11 protein-coding genes and 1 pseudogene are annotated in these 16,124 nt (G+C 64.2%); 4 read left to right on the top strand and 8 right to left on the bottom strand.

Going from position 1 to position 16,124, the window contains the following annotated elements; all coding sequences use genetic code 11:
* Positions 1-63: 63 nt before the first annotated feature.
* From ABD231_RS23955 to ABD231_RS23935, 5 genes and pseudogenes are all read right to left on the bottom strand, one after another.
* Positions 64-204, bottom strand: coding sequence for an FxLD family lanthipeptide (locus ABD231_RS23955; protein ID WP_344156089.1), 141 nt, complete (start codon positions 202-204; stop codon positions 64-66).
* A gap of 341 nt (positions 205-545) precedes the next feature.
* Positions 546-734 (bottom strand): hypothetical protein, encoded by a 189-nt coding sequence (locus ABD231_RS23950; RefSeq protein WP_344156086.1) that lies wholly within the window; start codon positions 732-734, stop codon positions 546-548.
* 216 nt (positions 735-950) lie between these two features.
* A complete protein-coding gene (locus tag ABD231_RS23945) occupies positions 951-2,186 on the bottom strand; it encodes an MFS transporter (RefSeq protein ID WP_344156083.1) in 1,236 nt (411 codons plus the stop codon).
* Between the two features lie 9 nt (positions 2,187-2,195).
* Positions 2,196-2,414, bottom strand: coding sequence for a DUF397 domain-containing protein (locus ABD231_RS23940; RefSeq protein ID WP_344156080.1), 219 nt, complete (start codon positions 2,412-2,414; stop codon positions 2,196-2,198).
* Between the two features lie 29 nt (positions 2,415-2,443).
* Positions 2,444-3,301: pseudogene (locus tag ABD231_RS23935) on the bottom strand (helix-turn-helix domain-containing protein).
* An 84-nt stretch (positions 3,302-3,385) separates the two neighbouring features.
* Here ABD231_RS23935 and ABD231_RS23930 point away from each other — a divergent pair.
* Positions 3,386-4,141, top strand: coding sequence for an alpha/beta fold hydrolase (locus tag ABD231_RS23930; RefSeq protein WP_344156077.1), 756 nt, complete (start codon positions 3,386-3,388; stop codon positions 4,139-4,141).
* Between the two features lie 379 nt (positions 4,142-4,520).
* Here ABD231_RS23930 and ABD231_RS23925 read toward each other — a convergent pair whose 3' ends face one another.
* The gene (locus ABD231_RS23925) at positions 4,521-4,847 is read right to left on the bottom strand and encodes a hypothetical protein (protein WP_344156074.1); all 327 of its coding nucleotides are present in this window, start codon (positions 4,845-4,847) and stop codon (positions 4,521-4,523) included.
* Positions 4,848-5,429: 582 nt separating this feature from the next.
* On the opposite strand from ABD231_RS23925, the gene ABD231_RS23920 reads away from it, so the two are divergent.
* A complete protein-coding gene (locus ABD231_RS23920) occupies positions 5,430-6,842 on the top strand; it encodes an NsdA family TPR-like regulatory protein (RefSeq protein WP_486336023.1) in 1,413 nt (470 codons plus the stop codon).
* On the top strand, positions 6,839-7,378 hold the full coding sequence (locus tag ABD231_RS23915) for a GNAT family N-acetyltransferase (protein ID WP_344156068.1): 540 nt from the start codon (positions 6,839-6,841) through the stop codon (positions 7,376-7,378). The genes ABD231_RS23920 and ABD231_RS23915 overlap by 4 nt, the downstream gene beginning before the upstream one ends.
* Here ABD231_RS23915 and ABD231_RS23910 read toward each other — a convergent pair.
* On the bottom strand, positions 7,366-8,412 hold the full coding sequence (locus ABD231_RS23910; protein WP_344156066.1) for an NAD-dependent epimerase/dehydratase family protein: 1,047 nt from the start codon (positions 8,410-8,412) through the stop codon (positions 7,366-7,368). The genes ABD231_RS23915 and ABD231_RS23910 overlap by 13 nt on opposite strands.
* 413 nt (positions 8,413-8,825) lie before the next feature.
* Between ABD231_RS23910 and serS the strand changes: the two genes are divergently transcribed.
* Positions 8,826-10,118: a serine--tRNA ligase gene (serS, locus tag ABD231_RS23905; protein WP_344156064.1), complete on the top strand. Its 1,293-nt coding sequence runs from the start codon at positions 8,826-8,828 to the stop codon at positions 10,116-10,118.
* A 585-nt stretch (positions 10,119-10,703) separates the two neighbouring features.
* On the opposite strand, the gene mads8 is transcribed toward serS, so the two are convergent.
* Entirely contained in the window at positions 10,704-16,124 is a 5,421-nt protein-coding gene (mads8, locus tag ABD231_RS23900; protein WP_425554212.1) for a methylation-associated defense system ATP-binding protein MAD8, read from the bottom strand.

The raw sequence follows: 16,124 nt of genomic DNA, 5'->3' as shown, positions 1-16,124 counted from the left end.
AGTCCTCCGGCGATGAGATCGGAAGAGGGGCCAGAGCAACGTTCCGGCCCCTCGGTTGATACGTCAGTCGCTGGTGCAGCTCGACGCACATGACGGCGCACAGCCGTCGTTGGTCCCGCAGCCGGAGTTGGCCTGCGGTACGACGTCCGTGATCACACGGACGTCCAATTCGAACTCGGCGTTGAGTGCCTGCTTCGGATCCATTTCGATTCCCTTCGGTTGGTGATGGAGCGGCTGCCCCGGCACTGACTCGCTGCGAATGCCGGGGCAGCCGGTATGTAGGGATCTGTGGCCGAGCCCTCCACAGGGGAGGGGAAAGCTCGAGCACAGACCGTCGTCGACGGGATCGATGGGTGTGCAGACGATCCACTGCACGTGAGGGGGCTGAGGACCACGACTCCTCACCGATCCCGCCAGATCAGGGGGTGAGGAGCGGGCGCGTGTCGTCGGTGCCGCTGCTCAACGTTCCGCGTCCTGCCAGCGCCGGAACTTGGCGATGAGCCGTTCCCGGAATCGTTCCCACCATCCGTGGTGACGCTGTCTCTTCACGAGCGGGCTGCATCTGACACCGCTGGCTCGATCGTGATGCACAGACTGGCGAAGCGGCGCGTCATGGCGGCTTGGTATCGCATCGCGGCCTCTGGCTCTGCGGTGTACTCCGCGATGACGTGCTCACCGAACCAGACCTTGACGCAGCGGTCGGCTGGTTGTGGCAACCCCGTGAGCGTGGTCATTAGTCGTTCCCGAGCCCGGATCGCACGTCTTTCAGGACGACTACGCGCAGCGCCAGCGTGCCTGGCGTCAGGACCGGCATGGTTCTTCAGCTCCCCTGTTTCGGGCCGTCGATGTGAGGATCGGACGACTGCAGAGTGAATGAGACTGCATAACAGAATCGAGTATGCAGTTTCATTCAGTTGGATGCAAGTGGCTGGCAGTGACCAGCGAGAGAGTTAGCGGCGAAGGATGGTGCGACTAGCCAGCAGGAGGCAGCAGGCCATGACGATTCCGGCGATCCAGAAAGCGGTGTTGATGCTCCAGTGGCTCGCGATAAGGCCACCAAAGAGAGCGCCGAGCGGCCCTGCCCCGTTGCCGATGGTGCGGAAACTGGTGACGACCCGCCCGAGCATCTCGCGCGGAGTGAAGTGCTGGCGGGCCGAGACCACCGAGACGGTCACGATGGACGATGCGAGGCCGGCAACCGCCAGACAGGCACCAGCAAGGATCGCGGAAGAGGTGAGTGCCAGCAGGGGCCAAAGCAGCGTCCGAATGGCTATGGCAAGGACGACAGCTCGTTGGAAGCTCAATCGGCGCAGGACGCGCGGTGCGACTGGACCACCGATGATGCCGCCGATCGCGAGTGCGACGATCAAGAAGCCGAACTCTCGATCATGCAGGCCGAGGCCATCGCTGTTGGTGGCGTAGAGAACTAGTAGCGCGTAGACCATCGTCGTCGTGAAGTTAGCTGCGCCGGTCAGCAGAGCCAACGTGCGGAGCTCGCGATGGCGAGCGAGCCATTTCATGCCTGACCAGATGGCGACCCGGACAGATTCCCGTGCAGGCGTTGGAGCGTCGTCGGCCTGACGAGGCCGTTTGGGTACTGTGCTGAGCAGCACGGCCGAGCCAATGAACGAGATGGCGTCGGCCAGGAACGGCAGCCATGGCGCCACGACGAAAGCGGCAGACCCTGCGGGTGGCCCGACCAGAGACGTTCCCGTTGTCTCGGCTGCGGATACCGAGCCGTTGACCCGGTTCCGTAGATCCGGATCGTGATCAGTCATGTCTGCCACGACTGACTGCGCTGCTGCTCCGTGAAAGACCGCGCCAGCCATGACGACGAAAGCACCAGCGGCGAGCAACAGAACGCTCGCCTTGTCGGCGACGACCAGCACAGTTATGAGAGCGACAGCGATACCGCGGGTGAGGTCTGCAATCACGAGTGTTGAGCGGTGTGGCCATCGGTCGACGAGGGCGCGGGCAAACGGTGACACCACCAGCCACGGAAGAAGAGATGCGGCAGAAACCACACTTATAGCGATGGGATCGCGCGTGACGGCGGCAGCCGCAAGGGGGACCGCCGCCGTCCAGGCGCCATCGCCAATGGACGAGATGGAAGCCGCTGCAATGACGGCACGCAGCCTTGCCGGGATGGCCGGTCGACTGCGGACCGGGATGGTCGCGTCTTCCATCTCTAGCGACTACTGGTCGAACTCGCCCTTGCGGGCGCCGTCGATGAAGGCAGACCACTCCTTGGGCGTGAACATCAGAACCGGGCCCTGGCGGTCAGTCGAGTCGCGTACAGCGGTCCAGCCGCCCGGCTCGGTGGCTACCTCGACGCAAGCACCGTCGTCGCCACTGATGGTGGCCTTGTGCCAGTTGGTGAAGGTGGTCAGTTCGGGGCGGTTCGGAGACATCATCGGGAGTTCTCCAATCGGTTGGTGTTCGACTAGGAAGCGTTGCGCGCGTTTGCGGTCAGCCAGTCCAGCGATTCCTCGGGGGACATGGCCGCCCGCAGCATTCGGTGCCAGATCTCGGCGTAGGTCGCCAGATCATCACTGCCGCCCAAGGCGAGACCAACGGTCGGCGTCTCGACTCGCACCACAGCTGCCTGATCGGGATCCTTGTATGTGACCCAGACGAAACCAGTCATCGGAGGCATCTCCATGACGGCGTCGTTCAGGATCACTTGCAGGCTGATTCGCGGTGCCTTTGCGGTGAGCAGCAGGTGTTCGAGCTGGGCTTTCCGCAGGTGCGTACTTCCCTGTGGGACTCAGCGTGTGGCGGCCTCGGTAACTACGACGTGGTAGTTCGGGCCGTCTTGGTCGTCGCGCATGCGGGCTCCCCGCTTCATGCGCATCGCCACGGCTTCGTCGACGTCAGTGCCGGCTGAGAACCGGGTCGACTCGATGACGGCGTGGGCGTACTCGGCTGTTTGGATCGGTCCAGGCACCATGAAGGGCTGGAAGTGTCGGATGTTGCTGGCTAGTTCGTCGAGCTCAAGCAGTTGTCGCTGTCGATCCTCGAGGCTGCCGCGGTGAATCGCCTGCCAGCTGCTGATGTCGGTGACGACGGCCTCAGCCAACGCCATCACCCGGTCGCGATCTTCTGCTTTCGCTTCGACGGTATCGAGCCAGCGCGCGATGACGTCCATGGCTGGACGCGCCGTCACGTTGGTTTCGATACGCGACACCTTCGCCTGTGAGATGCCAACTCGGGTCGCGAGCTGATCACCGCTGAGGCCTGCCAGACTGCGGAGCCGCCGTAGCTCCTGGCCGAGGCGGGCACGCTGCTGCGGAGGTGTCATTGCCACTGCCAGCCGCCCTTCTCACGCACCCAAGGTCTATGCACTCTCATGCATCCTAGCGGCATCTGCCGTACGATCGTCGCCATGGCGGCTACCCAAATCGACGTCGGCGGCTACAAGTTGGCTGCAGAGATTACTGGCAGTGGCGCACCAACTGTGGTGTTCAGCTCCGGGCTTGGCGACGCGGGTGAAGCATGGGATGCGACCATCGCCGCGCTTGAATCCTCCGTTCAGCTTGTGACATACGCGCGTGCCGGCATCGGCGCCAGCGACTCGCTAGCGGACTCGACACCTCGGTCGCTCGGAGCAGCTGCCGAAGAGTTGCATCGGCTCCTGACAGCGGCAAATGTAGAGGGGCCCTATGTAGTTGTTGGTCACTCAATTGGTGCTCTGATCGGGCAAATCTTTGCTGCCCGGTGGCCACCTGATCTTGCGGGGCTGGTGCTCGTTGACCCGAGCGACGCCCAGCTTTGGCTCGACTACGACAAGCCAAAACTTGTGATGGCTGATGGCGACCGTGATGACCATGCCTCCTTTGACGTGAGGCTCGGCGCTGCCGAGGTCACGGCGAGCAGACGGCCCCTAAGTGCGCCAAGTTTTGTTGTTACGAGTCGTGTCGGCCGGTGGTTGGATGCGAAGACCCCTGAGCTTTTTCGGCCGTTCAGCCTCGAGGTTTTAGACCAGCGTTGGCAGAGCTGGCACAAGACGCTGGCCGCCGATTTGGGTGCAACGCAGAGGGTGGCCGAGGTAGGCGGACACTACGTGCAGAACGATCAGCCGGAACTCGTAGCAGGGGCGATCGACGAGCTCGTCCAGCTCGCCGCCAAGGCGCGACTGTAACGCGGAACTTCATCGACGACTCGTCGCCGGGCTCTGTGCTTCTTCGGCATCAGCTCTCCTCGGGTTGTTGCGATCCGCTTGAACTGCTGACGGGTGACCGGATGGTTGTTCGCCAAGGCGCATTGCGCCTCAACCATCCGGCCGCCCTTACCGAGGACTCCGTCCGGGCCTCGGTGCTTTGGAACGGCTGCCCCGCCGCTAACTCGCTCTCAACGCCGGGACAGCCGGTATAGGGGTTCCTGCCTGAGTCCGGGGCCGGGTTGGGGAACACCGGGCCAACTCAGACAGGAACCGCTTTGGTGACGGAACCGCTGGGTGTGCAGGTTGATCCGCTGCACACGAGGAGGTGTAAGGACGGATCCCTACCCGCTCCGCCAGATCATGGGCTTGGGTCGTGTAGCAGGAAGCGAGCCCCCGTGACCCGCTCGAACTGCTGCTTCACCGCGGCTGGGTCGCCGACGAGTTCAAGGTGCTCCCAACTCGGCATGACCACCGCAGTCAGCTCGTAGCGGTCGAGCGACTCGATCAGCGCGTGGAAGGCGGCCGGTGCGGTTGAGCGATGCTCGGCGTACACCGACCCCATGGCAAACCCTTCAGCCCGGGCGAACCCCTCAAACAGCCGCTTCATGCGTTCGGCGTCGTAGTCCGGTGGCAAGAGATCTTGCCTCACATAGCCGAGCAGCAGCGGCCGGGTGTAGTCGGTCACCGCTCCTCGTCCATCCAGCGGCGGAAGGTAGCGACCAAGCGTTCCCCGACTCGGGACCACCAGCCGCGACGATGCTGCCCGTTCACGAGTTAGCAGCATTTGATTCCGCCGCCACAGTTGCCGGCTTGTTGGTGACCCGGAGCCCTGCAAAACGCCGCTGCATCCCGGCCGCATACTTTGCAGCATCTGCAGGCGGGCCGACGAAGGCTGCGATGACGTGTGAACCGAACCAGACGCGAACGTGGCGATCAGTCGGGAGTGGAACTCCGACGAGTTTCGTCATTCGCCACGCACCTCCGCTGCGATGTCGCGGAGGATGACGTACAGCCCGACAGCCATGGCGTATCCGATGACGAACGGCCACGAGCTGGCGATCAGATCCGCCATGTCCGCCTCCTCACTAGGTCGATGTGCTGACCAATTCAGTGGAACACCGGCCGTTGACCGCCCGTAACCGGATGAATCGGTGAACGGTGCGAACCCCATGGGAGGGGGCGTGAAGGTCGTGAACATTGGCCAGAACGGCGAATCCGGCACGCGGTGGCCGGTTCTGCCGCCCGATCTCGGGCGTAAATTGTCAAGATGAGTAGTGGACGGGGGACACCGGGTAACGGCGACGAATCGCGCCCAGGATCCCTACCCGAAGTCCTGCAAGCCCTCGGATGGGGGCCGCGAGACCTGGCTCGTGCGGTTAACACCTGGCTCAGCCGTCGGGGGCGCGCCTCTGAGCGAGTGGACATCACGGCGGCGTACCCCTGGGTACGCGTCAACTACTGCCCGCACGGCTCAATCCCCGAAGTCGTTGCCACGGTCCTCACCGATGAACTCGGCGTGTATGTCTCTGCCGAGCAGCTATGGCCGGGACACGCTCGGGCTCGACGGACGACTACCAGGGTCGCCGAACTCGCAACGACTAGCAGCTTGGACGACGTCGTCCGCTCGCTTGAACAGCTCACCAACGGTTCTCGACCGCTGCCAACCGGTGGACCGGACCTCATAGCCGCGGTTCTGGAGGGCATCCAGACCACCGTCACCTCTATCCCTGCCCAGACCAGCCGAGACCGAGTCCGGCAGCCGCAGACTGAGCTCATTGCGTCGCACGTCAAGGCACTTCGACATCTCGACGATCGGCAAGGCGGTGGAGCCCTCAGTCTGAGGTACGTCACGCACGAACTGGCCGGCGTTCTCGATCTAGTGCGCAGTGCCAGCTACGAGCCGGAGGTTGGCCGCGACCTCCTCATGATCGTCGCAGACCTGGCGCAGCTGGCAGGCTGGATGCAGTTCGACGCTGGTGGGACGGCCATCGCTCAGCGGTACCTCTTACTGGCCATCCGCCTTGCTCGGGCGGCTGGCGACGACGGCCGGATGGTCAACAACATCGGCATGTTGGCCTACGTCGCCTCGTACACCGGATCGGGGTCTGATGCGCTCCGCATCATCGACGCTGCCAACACCGTGCAGACCTCGAGCCAATTGCTGCAGGCCCGCACCACCGGCCGGGCTGCAACTGCCTATGCCAGCGTGGGTGATCTCGGCGCGTTTCGGATCGCAGCTGACCGATCACAGGAACTGCTGGCGTCCGCGGCACGCGACGAGTTGTCGTCGTACCTGTACTACCTGAGCCCAGATCAGTTATCGGCGGAGGCGGGATACGGGCTTTTGACCATTGCCGAACGCACCGACCTCTATCAGCAACCGCTCTTGAAGCAGGCAATCGAACTACTGACGCCGCTCTCCAGCATTGGCGACGATCCGGCGTACCAGCGTTCGGCGCTGCTCCACGGCTGCCAATTGGCGCGGGCGTACATGCTGCGCCGTGATCTCGATGGGACGGTTGCCACGGTGCGCGTCGCGCTGGCTCGTGCGCCTGAGGTGCAGTCAGGGCGTTGCATGGCCACGCTGCGGGAGCTGCGGAAGAGCCTGGCGCAGCGCCGGAGGGCGACCGTTGTGGCTGACTTCCTGCCAGAGCTTGATGCCGTGCTGGAGGGGCGGTGACCACGACCTGGGCCTCGGGTAAGGACGGCTCGCATCGCGCGACTAATGTCCTGTCAATGATCCGGCTCGTTGTCCGCCCGTACGAGAATCCAGACGCACAGCGACTGGTCCAAGCGCTCTACGCCGAGCAACTGGATACCTACGGCTTCGCCGATCCGCCGGAGTCTGAAGTTGCCAGCGACTACGTTGTGCCGTTTGGCATGCTGCTTGTGGCCTACACCTCTGCGGGCAAGCCGGTCGGTTGTGGCGGCTACCGAACGTATGACGCAGCGACGCAGACCGCCGAGATCCGCAAGATGTACGTCGACCCCTCAGCGCGTGGCCAGAGGCTCGGGTACCAGATCCTGAGCAAGCTCGAACACGAGGCCGCGGCCCGCGGCGCCACGCAGATGGTGCTCGAAACGGGCGCACTCAACATCGCGGCGATCGGGCTGTACACGTCGAGCGGGTACGAGGCGATTCCGTCGTACGTCGAGGGGCGGCGCGAGACCAATCGGGCCTTTGCCAAGACGTTGGCGGCCGATCAGGGCTGCTGAAGCCGGTCCCATGCAGCCAATAGCTCGGCTTCCCGCTCTGTGGTGAGGCCGTGTTCCGCGGTGCGCTCATGCTCGACCGAACGCCCACCAGCCTGCATCCAAGCCCAGGTGTCTGCGACGGTCTGTCTGAGTGGTCGGCAACGAAGTCCAACCGCTTCAGCGCGATCGGTCGCCATCGACCAGGCGGTCGGCAGTGCTCGCCATAGCGGCAGCTCTGTCCACTGCGTGATGCCCTGATCGATGAGCCACTCCTCTTCGACCCAGACCGGGTCCACATCCCCGCCCGTCACCTCACGACAGACGTCGAGAAGCCCGCTGAAGCTGTCTCGTCCTGGTGGAGCGGCCACGTTGTAGACGCCAATATCAAGGGCTTCGGCTCGGTTGAGAGCGAATGCCGCCAGGTCGCGGACATCGACCGGTTGAATACTGCGGTCCGGCGCTGGCACAACCAGCCGCCCGCCTTGGTCGACTCGGGCGAGCCACCAAGGCAGCCGACCGACGTACTCCCGCGGCCCCAGAACGACATGAGGCCGAAGGACCAACACCCGGTCTGCACCGAACGCTCGGGACACAGCCAGCTCGCAGCCCACTTTGAGTGGTCCGTAGGCGTCTGGATCCCATGTGCGAGTGCCTGGATCCCAGTCGGGGTCACCGTCCCAGAGCGGCGAGCTCTCGTCGACCGCCTCATATGGCCAGTCCCGATAGGCCGAGATAGTCGACATGAACACGTATCGGTCGGCCACTGGTGCCAGGGCATACGCACAGCGTTGCACCAGGCTGGGGATAACGCCTGCAACGTCGATCACCGCATCCCATGGCCCGAGCGAAGCTAGACGCGCGACGTCCTCCTCTGATTCCCAGTTGCCCCGGACGTGCTTCACGCCCGTCGGGTAGGCATTCGCAGCCCGACCGCGGTTGAAGACCGTGACGTCGTGGCCGGCTTCCGTTGCGGCCGTGATCAAGGCGCTGCCAACGAACCAGGAGCCGCCAAGAAACAGCAGTCGCCGGGGGCACGGTGCCCGGTAGTCGCTCATGGCGAGAACCTATCGTTCGGCTCTGGATGTTGGGCGCGACCAGGTCTGGCTACTGCCGTCAGCCAGTGCCGTGCACCTCAGCTCAAATCTTGTTCGCGGCATACACAAGGAGGCTCGCGGCCGCGGCCACTCACGCCAGTTGGTCGACGCTCTCTTAGCTAGCCGGCCAGAAGCATTCGCCAGCCTTACCTCACGACCAGGTGCTCAGGCACACGCGATGTACCAACGATGGGGCTGGGAGAAGATCGGCAGCACCCAGACCTACGCCCACTGGCCAGTCGAGGACATCAGCGTCCTCCCGCTACGCAACAGCGCGCTGCGCGAGGACAGCCAATAAATCCCGCGCCCGGAAATTGGCCTGACTGCTAACTTCGACGTCTCGTATCAACTGCAGGAAATGAAGGAATCTCGCCATGCATGATGCTCGTGCTCTCATCGAGATGGGTCCCGAAGCGGTCCGTCGATTGGCTCGTCGGGGCTACAGCCTGGACCTGTCCATACTCATGGACCTGCAGTCTCGGCGGAACCGGGGTATCCATTCGATCGACGAGCTGCGAGCAGAGTCGAAGCGGGTTGCCAGTGAGGTTCAGGCGACGGCACGACAAGGCGGAGACATCTCGGCCCTGAAGGAGACCGCGCGCAAGCACAAGGATCAAATCCGAGAGATCGAGGTCGACCAGGAACATGTCCAAGAGGAACTCACCACTCTCCTGCTGAGCATCCCGAACCTGCCGGACGACCGGACACCCGACGGTGATTCAGACGAGTTCGCGACCGAGATCCGACGTGTCGGAGCCCCGCCCACATTCGCATTCGCCCCGAAGGACCACGTCGACCTCGGAGAGGCGACAGGGATTCTCGACTTCGCCCGGGCCACCAAACTGTCCGGGCCGCGTTTCGCAGTGACTCGCGGAGCGGGGGCAGCACTCGAACGGGCGCTCTCCACCCTCTTCCTCGACCTGCACACCCGCCGCCATGGCTATGTGGAGCACTCGGTCCCCTACCTCGTGAGCCGAAAGACGATGACCGGCACCGGACAGTTGCCGAAGTTCGAGGCAGACCTGTTCAAGACCGACGTCGCCGACCGCGACCTATTCCTGATCCCCACAGCGGAAGTCCCACTGACCAACCTGTACGCCGACGAGATCATCCCGGCCGCAGACCTGCCGATTGCCATGACGGCAAGCACGCCGTGCTTCCGGTCCGAGGCCGGCTCATACGGCCGCGACACTCGCGGACTGATCCGCCAGCACCAGTTCATGAAGGTCGAAATCGTCCGTATCGTCGAACCCGAGCAAGCCGACGCCGAACTCGAGAACATGCTCAGCCACGCCGAGGCATGCCTGAAAGAGCTCGACCTCGCCTACCGGGTCGTCATGCTCGCCGCCGGCGACACCGGCTTCTCAGCACAACTCACCTACGACATCGAGGTCTGGTTCCCCAGCCAGAACACCTACCGCGAGATCTCCTCAGTCTCCAACTTCGGCACCTTCCAAGCCCGCCGCACCAATATCCGCACCCGAGCCGCCGACGGCAAACCAAAACTGGTCGCCACCCTCAATGGTTCCGGCCTTCCAATTGGTCGCACCATGGCCGCCCTGCTCGAGCAACACCAGCAAGAAGACGGATCGATCCCGCTCCCTCAATCTCTCGTCACCTATCTCGGCTTCCGCCGGCTCGCGGCGGACGGATCAGCGGAGGAATAGTGCTTGTCGGTGTCTGTGACTTCCCAAGTGACTACCTCTTTCTCCAACCGCCTATGGCGGCGTCGGGCGCTGACTCTGGGCGGTCGCTGTTGTGACTGCGCGACTGGCCTGTGAGTTCCAGATCACCGCGACGATTGAGGACCGGCCGTGCCGAGGTCGCTCAGCAGATGCGAGAGCGTCGTTGAGGTGGCCCGCTTGGACCGTTCACAGAACGTTGAGACCGGACAGTGGGCCCTCCGAGGTGTCACCGCAGCTCTCAGCCCAGTCCCTGGCGACGAAGATCGCTCGGCTAAATAGGTGATCGTGTGTGCTGTGTACGTTAAATCTCCATGCCAGCTGCTTCAGATTGTGTCGACCGACAGACGCATGATTCTCCAATACTGGCTCTGCTGGCTGCGTGCTTCGTACGTCCGCGAGCTGGCCCGCTGCCGCTGCGTGACGCAACCGCTGACGAGTCACGTCGCTTTGACTCCAAATGCATGCGGTCTGCTCTTTGGCACCGACCTCGCCGGGATGTCACCCTGAACGTCGCCCTCCCAACTCGGGCGAGTGGTTCACCCTGCCCTACCAGCTGGGACGTTCAGGTCAGCCGGTCGCTGTCTTGGTCTGGCCTCCATGCTTGGTGATTCGAGGTCGCAAGGTCATCCGGACGGCCGAGTGTGTGATGGCCGACACTGAGGCCTTTCCAGCCCACACATAGGCTTCACCTGGTTGCAGGCGCGCCAGCTGTTCCGGACGGAGCGCGGTCAAGGCGGAGTTGGCCTTCTGGATGTGCTTCAGCCAAGCGGGCGACGTCATCTTGTGCATGATGACGACGTCAGAGAGCTCAATCAGCGAGGTCGGGACCGATGGCGGGTCCTGGCTGGCCACCAGGATGCTCATACCTTTATGCCGCATCTCCCGGACCGATTCGACGAGCACATCAACGAGGTCAGGACTGTCGATGTACTTATGAGCCTCGTCGAAGACGACAAGCTTGTTGAATCGGCCATCCGTGTCGGTTGCCTCAGCGAAGAGTTGCATGAGGACAACGAAGAGCCCCAGGCTCTCGTCCTTCTCGATGTACTCGTCGCGCAAGTCGACAATGATCAGCCGCCCAGGGCGGACATAGTCAGAGATCCGCACCGAGTCGTCGATGTACTCGGCCGCCAAATCGAGGCGCTGGAAGGCGAGGTCCTTCATGTTGTCGGCCATCGTCGAGGCGCCGACGCCGCGCCGGATCGTGTCGAGGCTCAGCGACGTCCGGTTGGCACGAAAGATCTGCTTGAGCTGACGTATGTACATTGCCTGATTCCCAACCGCACCAAGCAGGAATGACCAGTGTGCGGCCTGGAGCTCCTCGGACCCGAAGAGCAGCGGCTGTACGTCAACGCCCGGAAACTCAGCGCGTCGTTCCACCATTTGGGCGACCGGAGTAAGGAGCACTACATCTTCCAGGGCCGTGGGTTCGGCACCGTATCGGTTCCGCAAAATCGCTAGCTGCGCGTTCTGATCGTTGGGTTCAATCATCGACGTGAACTCGGGTGCGTAGTCCTGAGTGCGGCTGTAATGGAACACGATGGTCGCAAGCGGGCGGGGCAGTTCGTTGATTCCTGAGGCAGGCAGAGTGGCACCCTCAATGAGCGATCCCAGGGTGTAGCTCTTGCCACCCCCTTGGACGCCGAAGAGGCTGATGGTATGGGTCTCGTTGAGGTCGAGGCCGGTCTTCTGCCCGCCAGCAACCTCGCCGAGCATTGCCCATTGGGGCGAGGTCCCATTGGTGCCGACCAGAATCGACGGCACTGCATCTTGGGGTTTCTCCGCGTCTCTTGGCTCCGAACCCGTTGCTTGTTCGCCACTGGTAACGGATGCAACTGACGCGGCGACGGATTCAGCGGTAGCACCTGTTGTGAGTACAGTGGGCGCCGTCGGCGTCCCTTTGAGAGGCTCCTGCCAAGCCTGCCCACTACGACTCGTCTGCACTTCGTCAGCCTCAGCTGGCGCCACGTCATCGATAGCCTCGAGGGGCGCCGCCCGGAAGGCGGCGTCTTCCCGTCGCGTGCGGGTGAGGGCTGGAACCGTCGTGGCATACGACTCGGTGCCATCGCCGGGGCGGTCGAGGTTTGTCGGGATCGCGTCGAGTAGTTCGTCGATCTCATCGCGGCCGATGTGGTGGAACTCGACCCCGTCGACGATCTCCGGTTCGCTACCGTCCCCCGCGAGCTCGAAGATGAGCCCGATCCGCTCGAACGAGAGCGTAAAGCCGTCATCGAGGGTCTGCAGGAGACGGCGAGCGTGCGTGCTGACGGAGCGGCCGACCATCTCGTAACGCTCGGCGCGCTCCAGGTAGAAACGCAACAGCTCGGCGAACTCAACGTTCTTCACGGCGCGGTCGACCCGGTCGGGGTCGTGCATGTTCGGATCGAACTGCGCAGCCAGCACCGCCCGGGAGGTCTCGACCTGGTCGATGATCGACTGCTGCAGCACCCCGTAGTCGGTGACATTGCGGATCGCCGAGTACGCCTTGACCTCCACCAGTCGACAGGTGATGGTCCGCGCCTTCGCGTCGAACGAGATCAACGCAAGGTCGGTACGCCGCAGCGACCTCTCCACCGCGGGACGGCGACGTGCCTCGGCGTACAGCTCCTGGTGGGCATCGAGGGGAATGACGATCTGGTCTCCGAGGGCCCGCTGGCCCTCGAGGTAGAGCCGCGCCAACGCGAGGCCGAGGACCTCGGAGCGCTGGTTGCGGGCCGCCGAGGAGAGCTTGAAGGCGAGGCTTCCCGAAAGCAGTCGAAGCTGTTCGAAGAAGGTCCGCAAGTGCCGGTCCTCGACCGCGACGCCGTGGTCGCTGACCACCGCGGTCAGCAGCCCGCGGAGCTCCTCGATCTTGCGCGAGCTGACCAGCACCTGGCGGCCGAGCCCGACTCGGCCAGCGATGTAGTCAATCACGAAATCGCTGCGGCGCGTGGCGTCAGTGGCGCGGTCAAAGTACTCAAGACCAAGGGTACGGTCAATGATGACCACCCAATCGCTGACGTCGTGGGCTTGGTGCAGTAACGAGCGCTGCTGGCCGTCGAGGTTGAGCGTCGTGGTGGGGACATGGCCGGAAGCGGTACCGTCGGTAGCTACGGACGCCGACGCGAGGGCGAGCGTCCGGGGGAGTTCGGCGAGCAGGTCGCCGAGGGAGTTCGCGGCCGATCCGGGCCGGGCGAAGACGGGAGTCTTGCGCCAGGTGACGCTGGTGCCGTCATCGTTGACGTCGAAGGCGGTGGTGGCGTGCTGAACGAGTCCGTACGCCGGCGGGTGGGCGATCTCGTTCAGCGGGCCTGTTTCGTGCTCCTCGCCGGAGAAGGCATCGACGAAGATGGTTAGGTGGGCCTCGAACTCGCTGGGGCGCTCCTCGAACTCTTCCATGGAGCGGATGGAGTAGGCGAGCTTCGGCACGCTGCTGCCACCACGTGCACTGAAGGCGTCGGCCTCGTCGCTGTTGAAGCGGCTGTCGGATCGGGTCAGCTCGGCCAGCTGTTCGCCTATGCCGGGCATCGCGGTTTGAGGCGTGCACAGCCGCAGGTCGTAGGTGAGCTCCTTCGTCGCGGCGCGGAGCTGGAGATCGAGGAGCATTTCTACGATCAGGCCGGCGTCGCCGGGGTTGATCACATTGATGACCAGCGTGCGGACGTAGGAATGCTGGCGTACGTACCGCTCGACGCGCTCGGCGAGAACCACGGCGGCTTGGGCACCGCTGCTGCCCGTACGAGGTACATCAGGCACGCCGAGCGCGGTGCCGACCCTATTGAGGAGCCCGACGGCGTCGTCCGTTCGCGGATGGACGAGCACGGTCCAGAACGGGGTCAGATTGCCGACAGCGACGAGCAAGGCGTGGTTGTCCTGGCGGGGCACCGCGAAGGGGAAACCGAGCGGGTCGAGCCGGTCGAAGAAGCTAGCTTCCGCGTCGGCGGCGGCCTCCTTGGTGTGCTCGGCGAGCTCCTTGCGCCACGTGCTCGCGACACCGCACCAGCCTGAGACCCACAACAGTCTTAGCGGATGGGTCGGGCCGACTAGCAGGATACGGTGGAAGTTGCCGAGGGCATCGAGATAGCGCACCGCGACCGCATCGATCTGCTGAAGCCCTGCCAATGCGCGCAGCGCAGCACCTTGCTCGCTTGCCGTGACTGAGCTCGCATACGCGGCCTGTTCGGCGATCATCTTCTGAAAACTGGCCGCGTAGGCGGTCATCTCGGCACTCAGGGCTGGGACGTAGACGGTCTCAACAACGCCGATCGGTTCGCTCTCGTCGCGTCCGTCAACTTTCGCGATGGCGGCGAAAAGGGCGTCCCGGACGTCGATGAACTCGCCGAACGCGCCTTCGGCCGCGGGCCCGAGCGCATCGACCCACGGGGTCTCGTCGCGGACCGGCGCAGATGGGGCCCCCTCCTGACCGAGCGCGAGCTGCCAGATCCCCAACTCGCGAGGGCTGATTAGGGTGTCGCGCTCGATCTGGGTCAGCAGCCGCGACAGCCTGATCTCGACGCTGCCGCCGCCAGGGACGTGGATGTTGGCGCTGGCGTACGACGAGGAGCGGGACCCGATGACCCACGAGGCCTCCCCAGGGGTGAGCTCGCGTTCGGGGCGGCCGTCGACGAGCCGGCCGAAGGAGAGCCGCTCGATCGCATGCGTGAGGCTCTCGTGGCGCTGGGCACGCGTTTCTGGCGGCTCCTCATCGTCGTCGGCGTTGACGACGTAGAACAACTCACTCTGCCCCGAACCCGTCGCAACAACGATCCGACGATCGGTCTCGGCGATGGGGGTCACCATAAGCCGGTGCCAGCCCTCGTCGAGCTGGGCCTTGCGCAGGTTTCGGATGGTGCCCTTGTAGGCGCTCTTCGGCCGCGCTCCGGCGGTGACATTGATGGCCTTGCCAGTCGGTGTGCCGTCCTCGGAGACCAGCTCGACCCGCAGCTTCAGAAGTCCATCCGTCGGCGTGAGTGCGGGGTCGACGGTGAAAGCAACCGCGACATCCTTTGCCCCGCTCGGGCCGGCGATGAGATATGGCTGGCCGGCGAGGCGTTCCAGGGTGGGGTACCGCTTGAGGTGCCCGGGGTCGTCGCCGACGACGGGCAGGGCGATCGTGTGGACGTCGACCTTGAGCGCGATCTCCCGCTCGCTTGGCGCCGGCCACTTGTCAAAGGTGAGTCCCCGGCTGTCCCGGTCGATGATAATTCGTCGGGTCCATACGTTGCGATCCTCGAGCCCGACCTTCCCTGCGAACCGAGCAAGGCTGGCGGTGAAGGAGAGGTCGGGCAACCCTAGGGAAAGCACGCGCTGACGTTCGTCGATCTCACCACGGCTGAGATCGTCGACATGAACACGATTGCGCCCGACACGCTCGGGCACCTCGTCACCCGACGTGAAAAGGGCAAGGTCAGGGACAAGCCCGAAGCAGTAGACCGCGGCTCCGGCCGCATCGACCTCGTAGTCGTTCGCGGCAACGGTGAGCAGGTAGCGTACCCAGGCCTGGTCGGTGGAGCGGCCGTCCTTCTTGCCGCCCAATATGGTGGCAAGCTTCCCAAGCTTGTCCCGCAGTGCGGCTGGGATCCGACCCATCAGCTCCTCGCGCAGCATCGTGTAAGCGTTACCAACCTCGATCTCCTCGAATGTCGCGACGCCGAAGGAGTCCTCAGCGCTCGCCCGCAACCCGGGCGGCACGAAGACCAGGAGCGGCCCGGACGACTCGTTAACAGGCCGGTTGCGCAGCTCGACGAGCTGAGTGCTGGTCACGAGCGTGTCATCGCCGTTGGCGACCTCCTCGTCGGCGGCCAGCAGGCACACAACGGTGCCCGGCATGGTGGCAGTGCGCAAGCGGGTGACCAGCCGTGAGCTGAGGCCGCCGTCGAGCTCGGTAACGCGCATGCAGTGCCCAGGCTGACGGGCCGACAACAGACCGAGCAAGTGCGGAACGAGCACTTCCTCCAGTGCGCTGCGCACATCGGCGGCAGTGGGTTCCGTCAGTCCGACCGCGGGCAC

It is taken from the genome of Kribbella yunnanensis, assembly GCF_039529655.1.
Lineage (GTDB): Bacteria > Actinomycetota > Actinomycetes > Propionibacteriales > Kribbellaceae > Kribbella > Kribbella yunnanensis.
Note: the sequence above shows the minus strand (reverse complement) of the source record. Positions and strands in the feature narration are given on the sequence as shown.

Excerpts from the sequence above, each read along its gene's own strand:
- ABD231_RS23945 (WP_344156083.1), bottom strand. The coding sequence starts at position 2,186 with ATGGAAGACGCGACCATCCCGGTCCGCAGTCGACCGGCCATCCCGGCA.
- ABD231_RS23930 (WP_344156077.1), top strand. The coding sequence starts at position 3,386 with ATGGCGGCTACCCAAATCGACGTCGGCGGCTACAAGTTGGCTGCAGAG.
- serS (WP_344156064.1), top strand. The coding sequence starts at position 8,826 with ATGCATGATGCTCGTGCTCTCATCGAGATGGGTCCCGAAGCGGTCCGT.
- ABD231_RS23950 (WP_344156086.1), bottom strand. The coding sequence starts at position 734 with ATGACCACGCTCACGGGGTTGCCACAACCAGCCGACCGCTGCGTCAAG.
- ABD231_RS23940 (WP_344156080.1), bottom strand. The coding sequence starts at position 2,414 with ATGATGTCTCCGAACCGCCCCGAACTGACCACCTTCACCAACTGGCAC.
- ABD231_RS23955 (WP_344156089.1), bottom strand. The coding sequence starts at position 204 with ATGGATCCGAAGCAGGCACTCAACGCCGAGTTCGAATTGGACGTCCGT.
- ABD231_RS23910 (WP_344156066.1), bottom strand. The coding sequence starts at position 8,412 with ATGAGCGACTACCGGGCACCGTGCCCCCGGCGACTGCTGTTTCTTGGC.
- ABD231_RS23920 (WP_486336023.1), top strand. The coding sequence starts at position 5,430 with ATGAGTAGTGGACGGGGGACACCGGGTAACGGCGACGAATCGCGCCCA.